General features: G+C 72.3%; 14 protein-coding genes. 10 read left to right on the top strand and 4 right to left on the bottom strand.

Annotated elements, in window-relative coordinates; genetic code table 11:
• Positions 1-15: 15 nt before the first annotated feature.
• Genes ACP4E5_RS08075 through ACP4E5_RS08065 form a run of 3 tightly spaced genes read left to right on the top strand, consistent with a single transcriptional unit; the run spans position 16 to position 3,261 of the window.
• Positions 16-693, top strand: a complete 678-nt coding sequence (locus ACP4E5_RS08075; protein WP_425826379.1) for a nuclear transport factor 2 family protein — start codon at positions 16-18, stop codon at positions 691-693.
• Positions 690-1,757, top strand: coding sequence for an amidohydrolase family protein (locus tag ACP4E5_RS08070; protein WP_425826378.1), 1,068 nt, complete (start codon positions 690-692; stop codon positions 1,755-1,757). Before ACP4E5_RS08075 ends, ACP4E5_RS08070 begins: the two co-directional genes overlap by 4 nt.
• A gap of 28 nt (positions 1,758-1,785) precedes the next feature.
• Entirely contained in the window at positions 1,786-3,261 is a 1,476-nt protein-coding gene (locus ACP4E5_RS08065; RefSeq protein ID WP_425826376.1) for an MFS transporter, read from the top strand.
• An 8-nt stretch (positions 3,262-3,269) separates the two neighbouring features.
• Here the strand turns inward: ACP4E5_RS08065 and ACP4E5_RS08060 are convergent, their stop codons facing one another.
• From ACP4E5_RS08060 to ACP4E5_RS08050, 3 genes are read right to left on the bottom strand one after another with little or no spacing between them, the layout of a single operon-like run.
• Complete coding sequence (locus ACP4E5_RS08060; RefSeq protein ID WP_425826374.1) at positions 3,270-4,397, bottom strand: zinc-dependent alcohol dehydrogenase; 1,128 nt, start codon at positions 4,395-4,397, stop codon at positions 3,270-3,272.
• On the bottom strand, positions 4,394-5,989 hold the full coding sequence (locus ACP4E5_RS08055) for a GMC family oxidoreductase (protein ID WP_425826372.1): 1,596 nt from the start codon (positions 5,987-5,989) through the stop codon (positions 4,394-4,396). The genes ACP4E5_RS08060 and ACP4E5_RS08055 overlap by 4 nt, the downstream gene beginning before the upstream one ends.
• A 32-nt stretch (positions 5,990-6,021) precedes the next feature.
• Complete coding sequence (locus ACP4E5_RS08050) at positions 6,022-7,485, bottom strand: MFS transporter (RefSeq protein WP_425826370.1); 1,464 nt, start codon at positions 7,483-7,485, stop codon at positions 6,022-6,024.
• A 179-nt stretch (positions 7,486-7,664) separates the two neighbouring features.
• On the opposite strand from ACP4E5_RS08050, the gene ACP4E5_RS08045 reads away from it, so the two are divergent.
• From ACP4E5_RS08045 to ACP4E5_RS08030, 4 genes are all read left to right on the top strand, one after another.
• Positions 7,665-8,600: a PaaX family transcriptional regulator gene (locus ACP4E5_RS08045; protein WP_425826368.1), complete on the top strand. Its 936-nt coding sequence runs from the start codon at positions 7,665-7,667 to the stop codon at positions 8,598-8,600.
• A 116-nt stretch (positions 8,601-8,716) separates the two neighbouring features.
• Positions 8,717-9,271 carry a UGSC family (seleno)protein gene (locus tag ACP4E5_RS08040; RefSeq protein WP_425826366.1) on the top strand — a complete coding sequence of 185 codons (555 nt, stop codon included), beginning with the start codon at positions 8,717-8,719 and terminating at the stop codon, positions 9,269-9,271.
• Positions 9,268-10,356 (top strand): hypothetical protein, encoded by a 1,089-nt coding sequence (locus ACP4E5_RS08035; RefSeq protein WP_425826364.1) that lies wholly within the window; start codon positions 9,268-9,270, stop codon positions 10,354-10,356. Before ACP4E5_RS08040 ends, ACP4E5_RS08035 begins: the two co-directional genes overlap by 4 nt.
• A gap of 15 nt (positions 10,357-10,371) precedes the next feature.
• Positions 10,372-10,605 carry a hypothetical protein gene (locus ACP4E5_RS08030; RefSeq protein ID WP_425826362.1) on the top strand — a complete coding sequence of 78 codons (234 nt, stop codon included), beginning with the start codon at positions 10,372-10,374 and terminating at the stop codon, positions 10,603-10,605.
• A 91-nt stretch (positions 10,606-10,696) separates the two neighbouring features.
• On the opposite strand, the gene ACP4E5_RS08025 is transcribed toward ACP4E5_RS08030, so the two are convergent.
• Complete coding sequence (locus tag ACP4E5_RS08025) at positions 10,697-11,680, bottom strand: cyclic nucleotide-binding domain-containing protein (RefSeq protein WP_425826360.1); 984 nt, start codon at positions 11,678-11,680, stop codon at positions 10,697-10,699.
• Positions 11,681-12,031: 351 nt separating this feature from the next.
• Here ACP4E5_RS08025 and ACP4E5_RS08020 point away from each other — a divergent pair, with 351 nt between their 5' ends.
• The 3 genes from ACP4E5_RS08020 (at position 12,032) to ACP4E5_RS08010 (ending at position 16,919) form a co-directional block, all read left to right on the top strand.
• Positions 12,032-13,495, top strand: coding sequence for an adenylate/guanylate cyclase domain-containing protein (locus ACP4E5_RS08020; RefSeq protein WP_425826358.1), 1,464 nt, complete (start codon positions 12,032-12,034; stop codon positions 13,493-13,495).
• Positions 13,496-13,698: 203 nt separating this feature from the next.
• Positions 13,699-14,457 carry an ABC transporter ATP-binding protein gene (locus ACP4E5_RS08015; RefSeq protein WP_425826356.1) on the top strand — a complete coding sequence of 253 codons (759 nt, stop codon included), beginning with the start codon at positions 13,699-13,701 and terminating at the stop codon, positions 14,455-14,457.
• A complete protein-coding gene (locus tag ACP4E5_RS08010) occupies positions 14,454-16,919 on the top strand; it encodes an FtsX-like permease family protein (RefSeq protein WP_425826354.1) in 2,466 nt (821 codons plus the stop codon). Before ACP4E5_RS08015 ends, ACP4E5_RS08010 begins: the two co-directional genes overlap by 4 nt.
• Positions 16,920-16,988: the final 69 nt, after the last annotated feature.

The following is a 16,988-nucleotide window of genomic DNA, read 5'->3' as shown; positions in this document are numbered from 1 at the left end:
CCTCACGGAGGAAGCATGACCGTCACCCTCGAGGAACTCGCCCAGCGGCTCGACCGCGTCGAGTCCCTGCTCGCCATCCGCAACCTGCAGCACGCCTACGGCTACTACCTCGACAAGACGCTCTACTCCGAGGTCGTCGAGCTCTTCAGCGAGGACTGCGAGATTGTCTTCATGGGCGGCATCTACCGCGGCCGCGCCGGTGCCGAGCGGCTCTACATACAGCGCTTCCGCACCACGTTCACCGACGGCCGCAACGGTCCGATGCACGGCTTCCTGCTCGACCACCCGCAACTGCAGGACGTCATCACCATCTCGGAGGACGGCAACAGCGCCAAGGTACGGATGCGCACCCTCATGCAGGCCGGCACCCACTACACCGTGAAGGCCGCGGGCGAGCAGCGCAGCCGCCGCGACCAGTGGTGGGAGGGCGGCATCTACGAGAATGAGTACGTGCGCGAGGGCGGCGTCTGGAGAATCCGGCGGCTCAACTACCAGCCGCTGTGGCACGCCGACTTCGAGACGGGATGGGCCCGCAGCGAGCAGCACTTCGTGTCAGAGAACGTCGCCTACCCGGAGAACCCGGTCGGCCCCGACGAACTGGTCGAGAATCCGCACGAGTTGTGGCCGTCCGCCGCCGTCGTCCCCTTCCACTACCCGCACCCGGTCACCGGTGAGGAGTGGAAGCGGTCATGAGTGATCACCTCACACTCGCCACCGGCGGCGGCCGCGGCTACCTGCGCATCGCCACCGAAGAGGCCTTCGCCACCCCCGAACTCCTCGCCGCCTACCGTGAGTTGCTGGCATCCGGCGAGGCCGACGACCCCGGCTTCACCAGCCTCTGGGGCTTCTACGCGGGTGACAGCCCACGCGCCCGCCTACTGCAGGAGCGCCTCGTCGACCTCGGCGAGCGGCGCCTCGCCGACATGGACGCCACCGGCATCGACCGCGCGATCCTCTCCCTCACCTCACCCGGCGTGCAGATCCTCGACGCCGGCCGTGCCACCGCACTCGCCGAACACGCCAACGACGTACTCGCCGAGGCCTGCCGCCGCCACCCCGGCCGGTACTCCGGTCTCACCGCCGTCGCCCCGCAGGACCCGGGCAAGGCCGCCGCGGAGATCGTCCGCGGCCACCGCGACCTCGGTTTCCGCGGTGTCATCGTCAACTCCCACACCCAGGGTGCGTACCTGGACGACCCGCGCTTCGAGCCCATCCTGGCGACGGCCGAGGACCTCGACACCCCGGTGTACCTCCACCCCAACACGCCCTCCAAGGGCCTTATCGGCCCACTCCTGGAGGCCGGTCTCGACGGGGCGATCTACGGCTTCGCCGTCGAGACCGGCATGCACCTGCTGCGTCTCATCACCTCCGGCGTCTTCGACCGCCACCCGCGGCTGCGTGTGGTCGTCGGCCACCTCGGCGAGGCGCTGCCGTTCTGGCTGCCGCGCATCGACTTCATGCACGCCGCCAGCGTCAAGGCGGGGCGCTACGAGGCGATGCCGCCGCTGGAGCTCAAGCCCAGCGAGTACCTGCGCCGCAATGTGTGGGTCACCACCTCCGGCATGGCCTGGCAGCCTGCCATCCGCTTCGTCCACGAAGTGCTCGGCGCGGACCGGGTGATGTACGCGATGGACTACCCGTACCAGTACGTCGCCGACGAGGTCCGCGCCCAGGATGAACTGCCGTTCCCCGCCGGCGAGTTGCGCGCTTTCTTCCAGACCAACGCCGAGCACGTCTTCGGTCTCTCCACTTCCTGAGCCGTGCCCGAGTCGCGAAGGAGCGACGATGACCGCACCGTATTCGGCGCGCCGCATGCAGGCCGTCCTCTTGGTGTTCATCTACGTCACGCTGGGCTACGCCGTCAGTACGAACATGCTCGTCCCGCTGCTGCCGCAGGTGCAGCGGGAGTACGGACTCGACGAGGTGCAGGCCGTGTGGGTGACCATCTCCACCCTCCTGACCGGCGCCCTGTTCATCCCGTCGCTGTGCCGCCTGGCCGATGTGCGCGGCTGGCGCAAGCAGATCCTGCTCACCGCGGTGGCCTGCGTCGTCGTCGGCGGCGCGATCGCCGCGCTCAGCGGCAACCTGCCCACCCTGCTGCTCGGCCGCGGCCTCCAGGGTGTCGGCGCCGCGGCCACCCCGATGACCTCGGCCATCGTCAATGAACACTTCACCCCGGCGCTGCGCCGCATCGGGCTGCCCATCAAGGCGGCATCGCTGTTCGTGGGCGCGGGCGGTGGCGGCATCATGGCGGCGCTGTTGGTGGACGAGCCGAACGGCTTCCGCACCCTGTTCTGGATCTCGGCGGCCGTGCCCGCGCTCGGCTTTCTACTGGTGGCGACGCTTGTACCGGCCACGCCGACCATTCCGGGCAGCCGCATACGGGCGGTCGACGTACCCGGGGCGATCGGCTTCGTCGTCCCGGTGGCCGCGCTGGTCGTCGCGTTCTCGTACGCGTCGCGATGGGGCTGGAGTTCGGCCGAGTTCCTCGGACTGTGCGCGGTCGGCGTCCTCGCGTTCCCGGCGTGGTTGGCGCTCGAACGCCGCACCCGCGAACCGCTGGTGGACCTGAAGGTGTTCTTCTCCCGGCCCATGAACATCGCCAACATCTCGTCCGTCTTTGTGGGCTTCGCCATCTTCGGCTCGATGGCGTCCACGGCCACGTTCCTCCAGATGCCGCCCGTGCCCGGCCTCGGCGGCCTCGGCAGGTCCGGGCTGGTGGCCGCGCTCCTCATCCTCCCCGCCGAACTGCTGATGCTGGGCTTCGGCCCGGTGATCGGCAGGCTCACCGCCCGCTGGGGCAAAGGTGTGTTCCTGCTGGCAGGGCCCGCCGTACAGGTCCTCGGCTATCTGCTCCTCATCGTCTCGCACGGGAGTCCCGCCGCCGTTGTCACCGCGATCGTCGTCATCGGGGCGGGCACCGGCCTGATCGGCCCGGTGTGGGCCCTGATGTACGTCGAAGACATCCCGCCCCAGCACGTGGGCCGCGTCTACGGCATCGCCCCGATCCTGTCCCAGGGCTTGGGCGGCTCCCTCTCGGGCGCACTCTTCGCCGCGCTCCTCGTCGCGAACCGGCTGCCCGGCGGCAAGCTGCCCTCGGCGGAAGGCTTCGTCGCCTTCTGGTGGGTCGCCGCCGGCAGCGCGGTGGTCGCGGGGATGTGCGGCGTGGCCTACCTGAAGAGTTACGGAACGGGCGGCCCGCGCCCGAGCACGGCCGGTCCCGCCGCGATTCCCCGGGACGCCGCCGCACCCGCCACGTGACGCCGTGGTCAAGCCCCCGGCCGCACCGCCACATGCACCGCCCGCTCACCCGCCACCTCGCCCGCCAGCGTGGTCAACGCCTTCACCGTGTCGGCGAGTTCGAAGGTATGGGTGTGCAGCTTCGTGAAGGGGAAGCGGCCGGATTCCAGGAGGCGGATGGCCTCTGCGTAGCCGCGCGAGTCGACGCCGTACGCGCCGACGAGGGTGAGCGCCTTGTTGACGACGAGGTCGGAGTCGAGCGGGATCTTCGTGCCGCCCTTGAGGCCGGCGACGACGATCCGGCCGCCGTGCCGGGCGGCGCGCAGCGCGTCGTCGAGCGGCTGGGCGGCCATCGGTGTCATCTCCAGTACGACGTCGGCCAGTTCACCGTCGGTGATCTCGGCGATCCGGGCGACGGTGTCCTCCTCCTCGTCGACGACGACGGTGTGATCCGCGCCGAACTCCCGGGCCAGCGCCAGCTTGTGCGCGTCGGCGGCGAGCCCGGTGACGACGACGGTGGCCGCGCCCGCCGCCTTCGCCGCGGCCGCGGCGAGGATGCCGCGCTGGCCCGCGCCGAGGATGACGACGGTGTCACCGAGGCCGACCTGACCCAGGTGTGCGGTCCACCGCACGCCCGCGCCCAGCGGGTTGTACATGACCGCGATCTCGGCCGGCAGATCGCGGCGCACCTTGTGCAGCACCGCGTTCGGATGCAGATACATGTACTCGGCGAGCCCGCCCCACAGGCCGGGCGCCCGGTCGAGGGGTGTGTATCCGTGCGTGCCCTTGCGCTGCTTGCAGGACATGTACTGCCCGGACAGGCACAGGCGGCAGGCCCGGCAGGGGACGAGTACCTCCACCGCCACCCGGTCGCCGACCTGCACACCCCAGCGCTCGGCGGCCGCGTCGCCGATCTCCTCGATGACGCCGAGGGGCTCGTGGCCGGGGACGACGGGGTAGCCGGCGCGCATCGGGACCCGGCCGTGGAAGGTCTCCAGGTCGCTGCCGCACAGGCCGTTGGCCTCGATGCGCAGCAGCCCGTCGTCCGCGCCGGTGCGCGGGCGGGGCACGTCGCGGAACTCGATCGCGCCGGGGCCGGTCTGCACCGCCGCGCGTACGGACGTGGACGCGGTCGTGGTCGTGTTCGTGGTGGTCATCGTGCTCCTTGGACGGCGGGGGTGGCCGCGGTGGTGTGCGTGCCGGTGATCCGGGCGGCGGCGTGCTCGGCGGCCATGACGACGGTCAGGTGCGGGTTGGCGCGCGGTGTGTCGGGGAAGACCGACGCGTCGACGACGCGCAGCCCGTCGATGCCCCGCACCCGCAGGTCGGGGTCGACGACCGCGTCCGCCGCGTCCGGGGCGCCCATCCGGCAGGTGCCGGACAGGTGCCGGTTGTCAGTGGCGTCCGGCAGGATGCGATCAGGGCCGGGGATCTCGGCGGGGGCGTCGAGCAGGTTCCGTACGGCCTTGTGGGCGGCGAACCGGGTCATCAGCTCAAGGGAGTGCTTCATGCGCGCGAAGTCACGGGGATCGGTGAACACCCGCTGCTCGATGCGGGGTTCGGCGAGCGGGTCGGCGGAGCGCAGCCGCAACTCGCCGCGGGAGAAGACCTGTTCCTGCTGGGCGACGAGCATGCCGCGCCCCCGCGAGCGGCCCTGGCTGTCGTACATGCCGTTGTTCGGGACCAGGAACATGTCGTTCTCGCCGGCGCCGCCGAGCCCGGAGGAGTAGCGCAGGATGGTGTTGGTGACCGGGCGGTCGGGGTCGGAAGGCAGGTCGGTGCGGGTCGGGATCGGCACCATGAGCATGCCGTGGTCCTGGAGGTGGCGGCCCACGGGCAGATCGGCCAGGACCTCGATGCCGAGGTCGGACAGGTGCGCGGCGGGTCCGATGCCGGAGCGCATGAGTAGGGCGGGGGAGTGCACGGCGCCCGCGCAGAGCACCACCTCGCCGCCGGGCGCGAGCCGGATCTCCTCGCCGCCGACGAGTACGACACCGCGGGCCGTGCGGGTGGCCGGGTCCACGAGGACGGTGGCGGCCTGGGCATGGCCGCGGACGGTGAGGCCCCCGCGGCCACGGAGGGGCTCCACGTAGCCGTCGGCCGGAGTCACCCGTCGGCCGTCGCGCATGTTGAGGGCGAACGGGCCGACGCCGGTGGTGCCCGGCGCGTTGTGGTCCTCGCACCACGCGTACCCGAAGTCCCGGGCGGCCTCGGCGAAGGCCAGGTCGAGCGGGCCCCAGCGGGCTTGTGGCGTGCGGCCGACGGGGATCGGGCCGCCGCTTCCGTGGTAGGGGCGATCCGGGTGATCGAGCTCGTCCTCGAGACGGACGAAGTACGGCAGGACGTCGTCGTACGCCCAGCCCTCGGCGCCGCGCCGCGCCCAGCCGTCGTAGTCGTCGGGCACCCCGCGGATGGCGAACATGGCGTTCACGTTGGAGGTGCCGCCGACGCCCCGGCCGCGGCCGTAACGGCCCTCTGCCTGGGCCGGGTTGCGGACGGTGGTCACGTCCTGCCACCAGAACTCGGGGTGGGCCGTGGGGTCCATGTTCAGCCGTACGGTGCGGAAGGCCTCGGGCAGTGTGTCGGTGCGCCAGTCGGGTCCTGCCTCGAGCAGCAGTACGCGGGCGTCGGTGGTGCCGGCGAGCCGCCCGGCGAGCGTGGCGCCCGCCGATCCGGCTCCGACGACGATGTAGTCGTAGTCGTAGTCCTGGTGCGGGGATTCGGGTGCGGGTGAGGATGCGGCGGTCATGGCGGCTCCAAGGATCGGCACGGGGCGGCGGCTCAGGGGGTCCCGGCTACGGGCGGCTGTTCCCGTTCGCGGTCCGGGACGGCGGACGTGGGGCCGGCCTTGCGGCGGGAGCCGGGGGCGGCGCTGATGGCGCTGAGTGCCCGCCCGGTGGTGGGGATGGCCAGTAGGAAGACGACGAGCGCGGCGAACGCGTAGCCGGAGCCGATAAGCAGCTGGGACGTGGCCGCGCCCGCGCCGGCGACCACCGGGACGAGGACCAACGACTGCACGATGCCGCCCACTTGGCCGAGGCCCCCGGCCAGCGAGGCGCCGGTGGCGCGGGCGTGGGTCGGGAAGATCTCGGCGGCGTAGTTGTAACCGGGCACGAAGATGAGGGAGGCGAAGCCGTGCAGCATGACGGCGGCGACGAGGTAGGCGAAGATGCTGCCGCCGCCCGCGGTGATCACCACCGTGCTCGCGGTCGCGATGAGCAGCCCGGTCACGATCAGCGTGCGTCGCTCAAGGCGGTCGACGACCAGCGGGGTCAGCAGATACCCGACGATGCCCGCCACCTGGCCGACGCTGGTGATGGTGGCGACCGTGGACAGGTTCATCCCGTACTGGCCGAGGATGGTGGGCTGGAACGTCGTCGTGGCGCGGACCGACCACTGCACCCCGAACCAGAACGCGGCCGCGACGAGCAGCCGTTGCAGGTACGGCGGGCGCAGCAGCGCGCTGACGGGGAAGCGGGCGGGGACCGCCTCGCTCGCCTCGACCACCGGCTCGGGCAGCGTGTGCCCGGACCGTCGCAACCGGGACTCCATGGCGGCGACGATCGTGTTCGCCTCGCCGGTACGGCCCTTGAGGGCGAGCCAGCGCGCGGACTCGGGAAGGACGCTGCGCCGGGCGCCGAGCATCAGCACGAAGGCGAGCGCGCCGACGCCGTAGACCCAGCGCCAGCCCTCCGCGTTCAGCGGCACCAGCCAGCCGGAGAGCAGGGCGGCGGCCAGGCCGCCGACGCTGGATGCGAGGACGGTGATGGAGACGTAGCGGCCGCGCCGCTTGGCGGGCGAGGACTCCTGCACGTACGAGGTGCACACGGCCAGGCCGCCGCCCGTGGCGAAGCCCGTGACGACGCGGAGGACGACGAGGGACTCCGCGCTCCAGGCGAACGCGCACAGCAGCGCGGTGGTGCCGAGGGCGGCCATGCCGAGCAGATAGGTGCGGCGGCGGCCGAGGATGTCGCCGAGCGAGCCGAAGAGGAAGGCGCCGAGCGCGGTCGTGATGGCGTTGCCGGTGAGCATGACGGTGACCTCGGCGGTGCTCAGGCCGAAGTGCTTGGTCATGGCCGTGAGCGTGTAGCCGATGATGGTGATGTCGTAGATGTCGATGAAGTAGGCGAGCCCGAGGATCACGAAAGCGACGCGGCTCAGGCCCCAGCGGGGCAGCCGGTCGATGCGGGCGTTGACGAGGTCGGCGGCCGCGGAGCCGCCGGGGCTGGCAGGGCTGTGGGGCACGGGGAAGGTCCCTTCTCAGGCAGTTCCGGGTCGTGCTGCGGAGGGGGACGGCGCCAGGCTCATGGAAGACGTATGCTGTGACGTGTGTCAATCAGTACGTCTTATATTTCTGGTCGAGGACTGTCGCGGAACCGCGGGGGCCGGCCGGATCCGGTCGAGGGGTGGATACGTTGAGAGCCATGACCGACGCAGCCGGAACCGACCCCCTCGACATCCCGTCCGGTGAGGCCGCCGGACGGGCCCGCGGGCCCCAGCACCTGCTGATGATGCTGCTCGGCGACTACTGGTTCGGCCGCCCAGAGGCGCTTCCCTCCGCCGTACTCGTCGCCCTGCTCGGAGAGTTCGGCGTGAGCGAGGTGGCCGCGCGTGCCGCGCTCAGCCGCCAGTCCCGCCGCGGCCTCCTCGACGTCGACAAGCGCGGCCGCCGCACCTACTACCGGCTCAGCGCCCGCTCCGCCGGGCACTTCGCCGACACCGGCCGGCGCATCGCGGCCTTCGGTGTCGGCGAGGGCGCGCCCTGGGACGGGCGGTGGTCCCTCGTGGCGTTCTCGGTCCCCGAGCAGCAGCGCGCCACCCGCCACACGCTGCGCGAACAGCTCCGCTGGCTGGGCTACGCGCCGCTGTACGACGGGGTGTGGGTCGCGCCGCACGGCCGCGAGGAGGAGGTGCGTGACGTCCTGGCGGAACTGGGCGTGACCACCGCGACGCTCTTCGCCGGCGCCGCCTCGCAGCTCACCCCGGCCGCCGGCGACCCGCTCAAGGCCTGGGACCTGGACGCGCAGGCCGCCGCCTTCGAGCGGTTCGCGGAGCGCTGGGGCGTGTGGCGCAAGCGTGCCGAAGGAGGCAGTGTCAGCCCGTCCCGGGCCCTGCTCGCCCGAACCGAACTCATCACCGACTGGCGGCTGTTGATGGCGCACGACCCCGCCCTGCCGGCGCAGCTGCTGCCGCCGCACTGGCCCCTGGCCGCCGCACGGGACGTCTTCGCCGCGGTCTACGACGGGCTCGGCCCGCTCGCCGAGTTCCGGGTGCGCCAGCTGATCGCGACCGAGGACGCGGAGCTCGCGACCCTGGCGAACCACCACACCATCGCGGATCTGGCGCGTCCGGCCCCTTGACGCCGCCGCGATATTGTCGGTGAATTGATGGACGCACGTCGATCTCGATGTCTTCTATTGGGGACGCCGTGACGGCGGCGACCCCTTCCCACCGCGCCCCGACCAGGGAGGTATCGGTGCCGAGCACCATCCTGGATCCCACCGGAGGCAGTTCCCCCGCCAAGCCCGCCAGTGACGACGAGCCCGCCCCGCGCCTCGCGGGCGTGCCGTTGCGCGGCGCACGCGTGGGACTGTTGGAGAACACCAAACACAACGCGGCCCTGCTGCTACGGGAGTTGGGCGCGCGGCTGACCGCCGAGCACGGCGCCGCGGCCCTCGTGCCGTACACCAAGCACGACTTCGCACGTCCCGTCTCCGGCGAACTGCTCCGCGAACTCGTCGACCACTGCGACGTGGTGGTCACCGGCGTGGGGGACTGCGGCTCGTGCAGCGGCTCCGCCGTCGCGGACGGCATCCTCCTCGAACGGCACGGCATCCCCACGGCGGTCATCTGCTCGGACGCCTTCGCCGCCAGCGCCGACGCGATGGCGGAGCTGAACGGCGACGCGGACTTCCCGTACCTGACGACCTCCCACCCGGTGGCCGTCCTCGACCCGGGGCAAGTGGCAGAGCGGGCACGGGTGTTGCTGCCGGAGGTCGCGGACCGGCTGAGTGGAGGCGTCGGCCGATGAGCGCGACGAGCGTGAAGCGCGCGACGCCCACGATCGAGGTCGCCTTCGACGCCGCGGAGGCCCGGAGGGCGGTCGAGTACGCCTACGAGCATGAGTGGTCCGACGGACTGCCACTGGTACCGCCCACACCGGACCTGGTGGACCGCTTCCTGGCGACCACACCCCGCCAACCCTCGGAAATCATCGGCGAGATGGAGCACCTGGGCCGCACCTGCACCGTCGAACTCGCCGCCGTCAACGCCGCGATGGCCGGCTGCGCACCGGACCACTTCCCGGTGGTGCTGGCGGCCTGGGAGGCGCTGATGCTGGAGCGGGCCGCACGCGGCGGCGCCTGGCAGTCGACGTCCGGCCCGTCCCCCCTCATCGTTGTCAACGGGCCCGTACGCGCCGACCTCGGCTTCAACTCCGCCGGCGGCGCCCTCGGCCCCGGCTTCCGCGCCAACGCCACCGTCGCCCGCGCCATCGGCCTGATCGTCCGCAACGCCTTCGGCCTCCGCCCGCACGGCCTCGAACAGTCCACCCAGGGCGTGCCCGGACGCTGGAGCCTGTGCGTCGGCGAGAACGAGGAGGACAGCCCCTGGGAACCCCTCGCCACGAGCACGGGCCTCGCCGCCGACGCGGTGACCGCGACCCTCCTGCGCACCAGCGCCTACGTCGACAACCGCCACACCGGCGACGCCGAACAGGTCCTCTGGGACCTCGCCGACGCCATGTCCGCCACCGGCTCGATCATCTTCCGCACCACGTCCTGCGCCCTGCTGCTCGGCCCCGACCACGCCCGCCAGCTCGCGGACGCCGGCTACGGCCGCGCGGACGTGCAGCGCTGGCTGTACGAGCACGCCGGACGCACCGTGGCGGACCTGCGGCGGGCGGGCAAGGACGGCGTCGGCGAGGACAACGGGGTCCGTTACGCCACCGGCACCGCTCCGGACGCGCCCGGCGGCGAGGAGTTCGTCCGCTTCCTGCCCTCGCCGGAGTCGATCCCGGTCCTCGTCACCGGCGCCCACGGCGCCGCGATGTCGATGGTGGCGCGGATCTTCGGCGCCTGGTCCGGAAAGTCCGTGCCCGTCATACGCACACCGTAGGCAAGGAGTCCCGGCATGCTCGACACCCACGCGCTGGCGAAGGCCGCCGCCCCTCTGGAGGCCGACGGCTTCCACCTCGACGCCCGCGAGGCCGGCGATCGACTCCAGGTCACGGTGACCGCCGACGCCGGCACCTGCGGCGACTGCCTCGTACCCAAGGATGTACTGCGCCACATCCTGCAGGGTGCCCTCGGGGTCCCCACCGATCGCATCGACGTCGTTTATCCAGCCGACGCCGACGCTCTCTGAGTACGCCTCGGCGTGACCGGCACAACCACGATCCATTCGGCGCACACGGCAGTCGGCCGTCCCGTGCTACGACACTTCCGGTGCCCGCCGGTCAGGTCGCGCCCCCCGCCCGCTCCTCCCGCCGGTGCCCGCACGCCAGTTGAGCCAGCGCCTCCCGGTCCACGGTCCGCTCCGGGGCCTCCGCGATACGTATGTCCGTCACGGCCGTGAGTGTGGCGGTGCGCTTGCCGTCGGCGAGGATCGCGTGCTCGCCGAGGACCGCGCCCGGGCCCACCTCGGGCAGCGGCCGGCCGTCCACCTCCACCGCCAGCACCCCGTCGAGGAGCAGGTACAGGGAGTCGCCTGCCTCGCCCTCGCGGCACAGGACCTCTCCCTCCGCGAGCCGGAACACCGCCGGCCGGCAGTCCCCGCGCATGATCAGCGTGGAGAGGCGGCGCTCCAGGCCCGTCTCCGCCGCCGTCACCACGGCCGGCGAGTCCTCGTCGCCCCAGGGGGTGTGCTCGGGCGAGGTCTGCTCGGTCCACTCCTTCCAGCGCGTCAAACCGGCCTTCAGCAGCGGCAGGCCGTCCGGCCCGTACACCCAGTGCCGGGGGAACGGGCTGGCGCCGGCCAGCTCGGTGGTCGACGTGCCGTCGGCGTGCAGGGTGAGTGCCAGGGTCGTCCAGACCAGCGGCGACTGCAGGCGCATGTACGGGGGCCGGGCGATGCGCCGGGGAAGTGGGAAGGCGGTGCGGCCGCCCGCCGTCCGGGTCCAGCGCACCCAGTCGGGGCCGAGCTGCGGCTCGGGACACAGATCGGGCATCGACACAGCGGAGAACGTCACGCCGAGCGGGCCGATCCGCATCGTCGTCGAGCCCATCACTCCGCCGCCGCCCACCCCGTACGCCACCGGGCGGCCGTCCTCGGCGAACTCGGCCCAGCACTCCAGGCGGTTGGCGAACCGGAACCGGTCGGCCTCCCGCAGAAGGTGGAGGTCGGGGACCGTCTCCGGCGGGGGCGGGTCGTAGTGCGAGACACCGGCGGTGAACGCCGATCGGACGTAGCCGGTCACCGCCTCGGACGGGATCCACGACACCGAGGTCGCATGCGAATGTACGTACCCCGGCGGCGACTTGTGCGGTCCAGTCGAGCTCTGTCGATGCGGGCCGTCTGCCGGACTGCCCGGTGTACCGGGGCCGTCCGGGCCTTCCACCTGCGTCGTTCGGTTCTGCTGCACCGTCGGCCTCCTTCACTCAACCTCGGTCGGGCCGCGCCGACTTCCGCGCAGGTCCGGGACCGACGTTAGGGCTCCGGGGCCCCCGGCCCCCAGTGCGGCAGCCGGTGAACCGTCGGGAGGGCAGCCGAGCCGCCGACGGGGTGCCAGTACCCGCCGCCTTGTCGTGGCGACACTCTTGGGCGCGGCGCCGGATGCCGCTTCAATCCGTACATGGCAGACAGGGAAGGCCGGGGCGGCCACGGGGCCCCGGAGGAGAGCGCCAGGATCACAGTGCTGCTCGCGGACGACAACCTCATCGTCCGCGAGGGCGTCCGCGCGCTGCTCGCCCTCGACCCCGCCGTGGAGGTGGTCGGCACCGCCGCGGACCGGCCCCAACTGCTCGCCGAGGCAGAGAGGTTGAGGCCGCGGGTGGTGGTCACGGACATCCGTATGCCGCCGACCTTCTCCGACGAGGGCATCGAGTGTGCCCGGGAGATACGGGCGATGCTGCCGGGCGCGGGCGTCGTCGTGCTCAGCCAGTACGACGACCCGGAGTACGCCGTGGATTTGCTCGCCGACGGCGACGCGCACCACGCCTACCTGCTCAAGGACCGGGTGGCCGAGCCGGGGTTGCTCGGCCGGGCGATCAGGGAGGTGGCGGCCGGCGGGTCGATGCTGGACCCGCAGATCGTCAAGGGCATGCTCGAACCGGCGCGCGCCGAGGGCGAGTTGGCCCCTGACGACGAGGTGCTGCTGCGGATGGTGGCGGAAGGGCGCAGCGTCAAGTCCATGGCCGCGGCCCTCGGCCAGAGCCCGGGGGCCGTGGACACTGCCGTGGACCGGCTGTTCGTGGAGCTGGCGAAGGAGGCGGGTGCGGGCCGGCGCGGCGCCCTCGACCGGCTGCGCCGCCTGCACACCGCGATCGCCTCACGTGAGGAGCAGCGGGAGACCCTCTCGCGGATGCTGCCCGGCGGTGTCGCGGCGCGGCTCGCGGCCGGGCACGGCGCGGGCGGCCCGCTCGACGAGCGCACAGAGCGGCTGATGGTCACGGTGCTGATGTCCGACGTCCGGGGCTACTCCGGCATCGCCGAGCACACGGACCCGGCAGTGCTGGCCGGGCAGTTGAACGCGCACCGGGAGGCGATGAACGAGGCGGTCCTCGGTCTGGGTGGCACCGTCATGCAGTACGTGGGGGACGCCGTGATGGCGGTGTTCGGGGCGCCGGACCCACAGCCGGACCACGCGGCGCGGGCGGCACGTGCGGCGCTGCGGATGCACCGCGGCCAGGAACTCCTGAACCGGCGATGGCAGGCACTCGACCTGGCACTGTTCGGGCTGGGGGTGGGCCTGTCCACCGGTGAGGTGGCGGCGGCGCTGCTCGGCAGCCCGGAACGGCTTGAGTACACGCTCGTCGGGGACACCGTCAATCTCGCGCAACGCATGGAGTCGCTGGCCCGCCCGGCAGGGTCGACGGTGGCCTCGGAGGCGACGGTACGGGCCGCGGGCGCGGACGGCGCGGGTGAGGCGAGTGGTTTGGAGCGCTGGCAATGGCGGCCGATGGGGCCCCGGCTGGTGAAGGGACGGACGGCGCCGGTCGCGGCGTACCGGCTGGAGTCGAGCGGAGGACCGTTGGACGTGGCGGATGACCAACTGAGCCAGGGGATCGAGGAGTTGGGACGGCAACCGGATCAGTAGCCGGATGAGTGGCCGTGGCGGAGGCAAGAGGATCCGGCACACCGCCCGGACGACGGGCCGGGTCGGAGGTGGGACCGGTTCCTGAAACAGTGGCGGACCGACGGGCGGTCCGAGAGCCGGATCAGGAAGTCGTACGTACGCGGGGTCGGGTCCGGAAATCCCGGAGCCGGGCCGGGGCCACGATCGGCCAAGGGGGACGTGACATGAGTGTGGACCATGACGTAGGTGGTGACCTGGTGGTGCGGGTGCGTGGGGCGCGCCGGACGTTCACCGCGGAGCTGGCCCCGGTGCGGGCGCTGCGTGGTGTTCAACTGGAGGTGGCCCGGGGCGAGTTCCTCGCGGTGACGGGGCCTTCCGGCTGCGGCAAGTCCACGTTGCTGAACGCCATCGCCGGGCTCGAACCGCTCGACGAGGGCGAGATCGAGGTGGACGGCCGGCGGATCGACCATCGCGACCAGGACTGGCTGGCCCGGTTCCGGCGCCGGCACATCGGCTTCGTCTTCCAGTTCTTCAACCTGCTCGACGGGGTGTCCGCGCTGGACAACCTGGTGCTGCCGGGCGCCATCGGTGGCCTGCCCCGGAGGGCGGCCGAGGCCAGGGCCCGGGACCTCCTCGACCTGCTCGGCCTGGGTGACCGCGCGCAGGTGGTGCCCGCGGTGCTGTCGGGCGGTCAGCGCCAGCGTCTCGCGATCGCGCGGGCGTTGGTGAACCGGCCGGTGCTGCTCCTTGCCGACGAGCCGACGGGCGCCCTCGACTCCGACGGCGGCCTGGAGGTGCTCGAACTCTTCCGGCGCCTGCACCAGGACGGGCAGACCGTGGTGATGGTGACGCACTCCCAGCAGGTGGCCGCGGGGGCGCAGCGCGCGGTCCGGATGCGCGACGGCCGGCTGGACAACGGGAACGAAGCCACCGCGCGCTCGGCGGGAAGCGTACGGGCCACTGACGAGCAGCCGGGCCGATGACCGCCGTACTGCTGTGGGTGCGCATCGAACTGCGCCGCCGCGCACGGTCGTTGACGGTCCTCGCGCTCCTGGTGGCGCTCGCCTCCGGCACCGTCATGGCGTCGGTGGCCGGGGCGATCCGTGGCTCCACGTCCCTGGACCGGCTCCTTGAGAACAGCCGTCCCGTCGACGCGGTGGCCCTGCCCAACGATCCCAAGTTCGACTGGGAGCCGATCCGGAGACTGCCCGAGGTGGCCGCGCTGGCCACGTTAGCGGTAAGCGGCTTCCAGGTCGACGGCATCTCCATGGACGCGGTCGGATTCCCACCGGCGGACGGCGAGATGCTGCGCACCGTCGAGCGCCCCGCTGTCCTGAAGGGGCGGCTCTACAACCCGCACCGCGTGGACGAGGTAGTCGTCTCCCCAGGTTTCCCCAAGCGGTACGGCAAGGGCGTCGGCGACCATCTGACCCTGCACCTTGCCACTCCCCGGCAGATGGACCGCATCCAAATAGAGGGCACCGACACCAACGCCAGCGCCGGCCGGCTGCGCGGCCCGGTGATCCGGGCGACGATCGTCGGCGTCGTCCGCTCATACTTCCTGGCGGAGCGGCCCGGTCAAGTGCCCAGCGTGCTGGCGACACCCGAGGTGATGCGTCGCTACCCGAAGAACATTCTCGGTGCGAAGCACACCACGTACGTGAATGCGTTGGTCCGGCTGAAGAACGGCGCGGCGGATGTGCCGCGGTTCCGCAAGGACCTCGCCCGAGTGACCGGACGGGACGACATCGACGTGTGGAACATGGCTGAGCGCGTCTCGCACGACCGCCACGTGGTCCGCTTCGAGAGCGTGAGCCTGCTGGCCTTCGGCCTGGCAGCGCTGGTCGCCGCCGTGTTCCTGGTGGGTCAGCTCCTCGCCCGGTACGCGTCCGTAGTGGCGGACGAGCTGCGCGTGCTGCGGGCCATGGGAATGACGCCCCGTCAGGCGGGTGCGGCGGCCGGCGCGACGCCAGGGCTCGCGGCCCTTGCCGGGGCGCTCCTTGGAGCGGTGGCCGCGGTGGTGGCCTCCCGGTGGATGCCGATCGCGGCGGGCGCACGGTTCGAGCCCGCCCCCGGTTTGGACGTGGACTGGCGGGTCTTGGCGCCGGGCGTGGTCCTGGTCGCGGCGGCCGCGTGGGCGGGCACGTCGGCGGCGGCGTGGCTTGCGCTGGCCGCGGATCGGGTGGCGCCCTCGCCGCGGCGGTCGGCGGTGGGGCTTGCCGCCGGGCGAGCGGGACTGCCGGTGCCGGTGGTGGTGGGGGTGCGCTTCGCCCTGGAACCGGGCCGCGGCCGCAGCGCGGTGCCAGTGCGTCCTGCCCTGGTGGGCGCGGTAGTGGGCACGCTGGGGGTGCTGGCGGCGTTCACCTTCTCGGCCGGGGTGAACGACGCGGCCAGGCACCCCGAACGCTTCGGCCTCACCTTCCAACTCGCCATCTACGCGGGCTTCGACGACCACGAGATCGCGGGCAAACCGGAGCGCACCCGGGCCGCGGCGAAGGCGGTGGCGGGCGATCCGAAGGTCGCCTCGGTGACCGACACCTTCGACAGCGTGGCGGTGGTGAACGGCGAGCCGGTGGCCACCTGGAGTTACGGTCCCGTCGGAGCGGGCCGGCTGCCGACGGTGCTTACGGAGGGCCGGATGCCCAGCAACGGACGCGAGGTGGTCCTGGCTCCCTCGAGCGCGGAACGCGCCGGCGCCGGGGTGGGCGACGGGGTGGACGTGGTCGGACGCGACGAGAACCACAAGGGCACCTTCAAGGTGACCGGAATCGGATTCCTCCCGGAGGGGCCGCACAACACCTACCACGAGGGCGCGTGGATCACGCCAGGCGCGAACCGTCAACTCTTCGGCTCCCAGTTCGCTTTCCATGCGTTGATGGTTCAACTCCACCACACACGGCCCGCGTTGGATCGCGCATCCGAGCGAGCTCTGAACAAGGAAGGGGCGAGGCTCGCAGGGGTGGGCTCCAAGGCGATGCACGCCCCGGCCGCCATGGGGGTCACCCTGTTGGAGCCGCCCCAGCAGGCCGCCGAGGTTCGCGAGGTACGGGCGCTGCCCGTCGTTCTGGGCCTGTTCCTGCTGGTGCTCGCGATGGGGGCGGTCGGGCACGAACTGGCGACCGCGGTACGCAGGCGCGGGCACGACGTCGCCGTTCTGCGAGCCCTGGGCATGACCCGCGTCCAGTGTCGGCTTCTGGTGTTCACGCAGGCGACCACGCTCGCCCTGATCGGCCTGGCTTTCGGGGTGCCGCTGGGCGTGGCGACCGGCCGTACTTTGTGGCGGGCGGTGGCGGCCAGCACTCCCCTCGACTACCGGCCACCACTGGCCCTTTGGGCACTGCTGCTGGCCGGCCCGCTGGCCGTGGCCGCAGCCAACCTCCTGGCTACCCGGCCCGGCCGCAGCGCGGCCCGGCTGAAGGTGGGCCAGGTCCTTCGGGCGGAGTAGGCGGGTGATGGCTGTGGGGGACTTGGGCAGTGCGGGTGGGTGGATGCCTGACGGCCGGTTGGTCAATGC

The sequence above is a fragment of the Streptomyces fractus genome (assembly GCF_049844455.1).
Classification (GTDB): domain Bacteria; phylum Actinomycetota; class Actinomycetes; order Streptomycetales; family Streptomycetaceae; genus Streptomyces; species Streptomyces fractus.
This window is presented reverse-complemented; position numbering and strand designations above follow the sequence as displayed.

Coding starts and splice junctions, on each gene's coding strand:
- ACP4E5_RS08075 (WP_425826379.1), top strand. CDS start 16: ATGACCGTCACCCTCGAGGAACTCGCCCAGCGGCTCGACCGCGTCGAG.
- ACP4E5_RS08070 (WP_425826378.1), top strand. CDS start 690: ATGAGTGATCACCTCACACTCGCCACCGGCGGCGGCCGCGGCTACCTG.
- ACP4E5_RS08065 (WP_425826376.1), top strand. CDS start 1,786: ATGACCGCACCGTATTCGGCGCGCCGCATGCAGGCCGTCCTCTTGGTG.
- ACP4E5_RS08060 (WP_425826374.1), bottom strand. CDS start 4,397: ATGACCACCACGAACACGACCACGACCGCGTCCACGTCCGTACGCGCG.
- ACP4E5_RS08055 (WP_425826372.1), bottom strand. CDS start 5,989: ATGACCGCCGCATCCTCACCCGCACCCGAATCCCCGCACCAGGACTAC.
- ACP4E5_RS08045 (WP_425826368.1), top strand. CDS start 7,665: ATGACCGACGCAGCCGGAACCGACCCCCTCGACATCCCGTCCGGTGAG.
- ACP4E5_RS08035 (WP_425826364.1), top strand. CDS start 9,268: ATGAGCGCGACGAGCGTGAAGCGCGCGACGCCCACGATCGAGGTCGCC.
- ACP4E5_RS08030 (WP_425826362.1), top strand. CDS start 10,372: ATGCTCGACACCCACGCGCTGGCGAAGGCCGCCGCCCCTCTGGAGGCC.
- ACP4E5_RS08020 (WP_425826358.1), top strand. CDS start 12,032: ATGGCAGACAGGGAAGGCCGGGGCGGCCACGGGGCCCCGGAGGAGAGC.
- ACP4E5_RS08015 (WP_425826356.1), top strand. CDS start 13,699: ATGAGTGTGGACCATGACGTAGGTGGTGACCTGGTGGTGCGGGTGCGT.
- ACP4E5_RS08010 (WP_425826354.1), top strand. CDS start 14,454: ATGACCGCCGTACTGCTGTGGGTGCGCATCGAACTGCGCCGCCGCGCA.